The organism is Mycobacterium sp. (assembly GCF_049280035.1).
Classification (GTDB): Bacteria; Actinomycetota; Actinomycetes; order Mycobacteriales; family Mycobacteriaceae; genus Mycobacterium.
Genome location: NZ_JBAPPI010000186.1, coordinates 1 through 3,699, shown reverse-complemented (window position 1 = coordinate 3,699; position 3,699 = coordinate 1). Strand labels below are relative to the sequence as shown.

The 3,699-nt window shown below is 69.2% G+C and carries 4 protein-coding genes; 3 read left to right on the top strand and 1 reads right to left on the bottom strand.

What is annotated here, in order from left to right; translation table 11 throughout:
• The 3 genes from WAN71_RS06160 to WAN71_RS06150 form a co-directional block, all read left to right on the top strand.
• The coding region (locus WAN71_RS06160; protein WP_422224487.1) for a hypothetical protein at window positions 1–1,862 on the top strand (1,862 nt) is incomplete at its 5' end.
• 39 nt (window positions 1,863–1,901) lie between these two features.
• Window positions 1,902–2,558 carry a glycosyltransferase family 2 protein gene (locus WAN71_RS06155; protein ID WP_422224486.1) on the top strand — a complete coding sequence of 219 codons (657 nt, stop codon included), beginning with the start codon at window positions 1,902–1,904 and terminating at the stop codon, window positions 2,556–2,558.
• A complete protein-coding gene (locus WAN71_RS06150) occupies window positions 2,555–3,223 on the top strand; it encodes a TIGR04282 family arsenosugar biosynthesis glycosyltransferase (protein WP_422224485.1) in 669 nt (222 codons plus the stop codon). Before WAN71_RS06155 ends, WAN71_RS06150 begins: the two co-directional genes overlap by 4 nt.
• On the opposite strand, the gene WAN71_RS06145 is transcribed toward WAN71_RS06150, so the two are convergent.
• Window positions 3,201–3,699: amino acid permease (locus WAN71_RS06145; RefSeq protein WP_422224484.1), on the bottom strand; the 499-nt coding region annotated here is incomplete at its 5' end. The genes WAN71_RS06150 and WAN71_RS06145 overlap by 23 nt on opposite strands.

The following is a 3,699-nucleotide window of genomic DNA, read 5'->3' as shown; positions in this document are numbered from 1 at the left end:
GTGTAATGCTGCTAAGACATTACGCAGGAAGAGGCCGGGTAGTGGACGCAGTTCTTGGGATAGCGGTCACCGGTCCGGTTGCGCGCATCGCGCTTGTCGGGTCGACTCCCGCGGGGCCCGAAGTGATCGATCAATCGACGGTTGACGTAACGGCGCACCCGATTGAGAAATTGACCGACACCATTGTCGGCACCCACCGGTTACTCGCAGACGAACACCATCGGCTGGTCGCCACCGGGGTGTGCTGGTCGGATCAGCAGCTAGCCGATGAGCTGCGCCGGCTATTGATCGACGCCGGCCTGGAGGATATCGCGTTGTTGTCTGAGTCGGAGGCGGCAACGGCACTGGTACGGAACACATCTCGCGGTCCGGGGGAGCACAGTACTGCCGTGGTGCTAGTCGGTGACCAGACAGCGACATTGTCGATGGTGGGCGCCGACGAAGCGCCCCCGACCGTTCTGGCCGCCCAGCCGATCGAGGGCTCCGACGCTACCGCTGCACTCGACACATTGATGAGCCGGCTGGGCGCCGAGGCCGCCGCCGCAGGCGACGTCTTTGTGATCGGTACGTCGCCTGAGCTCAACACCGTCGCCAACCGCCTCCGCGCCACATCGTCGGTGCCGGTCCAGGTTCCGGATGAATTCGCGATCGCGCGTGGCGCAGCGATGGCGGTGGAACCGACGACGATGACCCAAGCGGTCAGGCTGCCCGACGAGACGACAGCGATTCCGCCAGCTGCAGAGATGACGCAGATGCGTCCCCAGCAGGGCGAGCAGTTGGCCTATTCGATGACTGACGAGTCCGCGCTGCTTCCGATGGATGCGATGAGCGAGTCCGAAGATGACGCCGAGGAACCCGCTGCGCGGCTCAGCACACGGTCCTTGCTCATCAGCAATGCCGTTGTCGCGTTTGCGGTCATCGGTTTCGCTGTGTTGGCCGTCGCGGTAACGATCACCATCCGCCCGACCGCGAGCACACAGCCGGTGCAGGGCCACCCGAATGTCGCGCCGGGAAAGTTCATGCCGCCGTTGCCAACTCAGCAGCAGGCGCCGCTGCCGCCAGCGCCCGCCGTTAACCCCGCTGCCGTGTTACCCCCGGGCAGTGGCCTTCCGGAGGTCTCCAGCCCTGGCCCTCAGCAGGGAATCGCACCGGCCCCCGACGTGCCCCCGGCCCCGGCCGTGCCTCCAGCCCCTGACGTTCCGGCCCCCGTGAATCCGCCCAACCTGGTGCCGATTCCGATCCCGATTCCAATCCCAATCCCGTTCCCCAACACGACCGGTACCACGACGGGTGCGACGACCGGGACGACTGGTGCCACGACCGGCACGACGGGCGCGACGACCGGTACGACGGGTGCGACGACGGGGACCACCGGTGCGACGACCGGCGGCACCACCGGTGGTGGCACAACTGGCGCCACGACAGGCACGACGGGTGCAACGACCGGCGGCACCACCGGTGCGACGACGGGGACGACGGGTGCCACGACCGGCGGCACCACCGGTGGCGGCACAACTGGCGCCACGACAGGCACGACGGGCGGGACGACTGGTGGCGGCACGACCGGCGGCACCACCGGTGGCGGCACAACTGGCGCGACGACGGGTGGCGGGACAACCGGTGGCGGGACGACTGGTGGCGCCACGACAGGCACGACGGGCGGGACAACCGGTGGCGGGACGACCGGTGGTGGGACGACCGGTGGTGGGACGACTGGTGGTGGGACGACTGGTGGTGGGACGACCGGCGGCGGGACAACCGGAACGACCGGTGGTGGGACGACCGGTGGTGGGACGACCGGCGGCGGCACGACCGGAACGACCGGCGGTGGAACGACTGGTGGCCATCACATCCACTTCTGACGGCACGAGCAGCAAGCGATTCCCCTAACGTCGAAGACCATGCCCGACGGTCTGGTCACAGTGGTGCTGCCGTGTATGAACGAGGCCGAGTCGCTGCCGTCCGTGCTCGCGGCCATCCCCGCCGGCTACCACCCGCTGGTGGTCGACAACAACAGCACCGATGACACCGCCGAGGTGGCCCGTCGCCACGGCGCCAGGGTGGTCGCCGAACCGCGCCCCGGATACGGCTCGGCCGTGCACGCTGGGATCGTCGCGGCGACGACGCCGATCGTGGCCGTCATCGACGCAGACGGGTCGTTGGATCCCGCTGACCTGCCCCGGCTGGTCGCCGAACTGGACCACGGCGCGGACCTGGCGATCGGCCGGCGCCGCCCAGTGCCCGGGTTGCACTGGCCCTGGGTCGCGCGACTGGGCACGGTGATGATGAGCTGGCGGCTGCGCACCCGGCACGGCCTCTCGGTGCACGACATCGCACCGATGCGGGTCTTTCGGCGAGACGCGCTGCTGGGCCTGGGCGTCGCCGATCGCCGCTCGGGCTATCCGCTTGAATTGCTAGTGCGGGCGGCGGCGGCCGGCTGGCGGGTGGTTGAACACGACGTCGCATACGGGCCTCGTATCGGGGGCAAATCCAAGGTCAGCGGTTCGCTGCGGGGCAGTGCGACCGCGATCCTGGACTTCTGGAAGGCCATTTCGTGAACGTCGTGCCGGTGACGCTGTTGGTGGTGGCCAAAGCCCCGGTGCCCGGTCTGGCCAAAACCCGGCTGGCTGCGACGGTCGGCGACCGGATCGCCGCCGAGATCGCCGCCGCCGCGCTGCTGGACACCCTCGACGCGGTGGCGGCGGCGGCGGTCGCTGCCCGGGTGGTGGCGCTCACCGGCGAGCTCGACGACGCCGTCGTCGCTGCCGAAATCCGCCGTCGACTCAAGCCGTTTATCGTGATCGGCCAGCGCGGCAAGGATTTCGGCGATCGGCTGGCCAACGCGCACGCCGACGCCGCTGCTGTCGACGGCCATCCGGTGCTGCAGATCGGCATGGACACTCCGCAGGTGAGCGCCGAGCTGCTGGCCGACTGTGGACGACGCCTGGTCGGGTCGTCGGCCGTTCTCGGGTTGGCGCGCGACGGGGGGTGGTGGGCACTCGGCGTGCGCACCCCGGCGCTCGCCGAGGGTCTGCGCCAGATCCCGATGTCCCAGCCGGACACCGGAGCGTTGACGCTGAAATCACTGCGCCGCAACGGTGTTGGCGTCGCACTCCTCGACGAGTTGGCCGATTTCGACATCGCTGAAGACGTGGCCGCGGTACGTGAGCACTGTCGGCCGGGCAGTCGGTTCGCCGAAGTCACTCGCGCTGCGGGTCTGTGAACGATCGTCGGGCAATAGCGCGTCCGGCCAGGCCGATCGCGAAAACCCCAAGCCCGACGACTACTGACTGCCAGGGCAAGGTGGCGACCAGCACCAGACAGCCGACGACCCCGCACACGTTCAGCACACGGGGCCAACGTCGTTCGGTGGCCGGCTGGGTGTAGGCCGACGCGTTGGCGATCGCGTAGTAGATCAGTACTCCGAAGGACGAGAAGCCGATCACACCGCGCAGATCGACGGTGGCCGCCAGGATGCACACCACCACGCCGAGGGCAATCTCGGCGTGATGCGGCACGTGGTAGCGCGGATGCACAGCGGCCAGCCAACCGGGCAGGTCCCGGTGCCGGGCCATTGCCAGTGTGGTGCGCCCGATCCCTGCGATCAGCGCCAACAGCGCACCCAGGCTGGCCAAGACTCCACCGACCGCCACCACCGGCACCAGCTGCGCCGCCCCGGCTGCGCGCACGGCGTCGGCC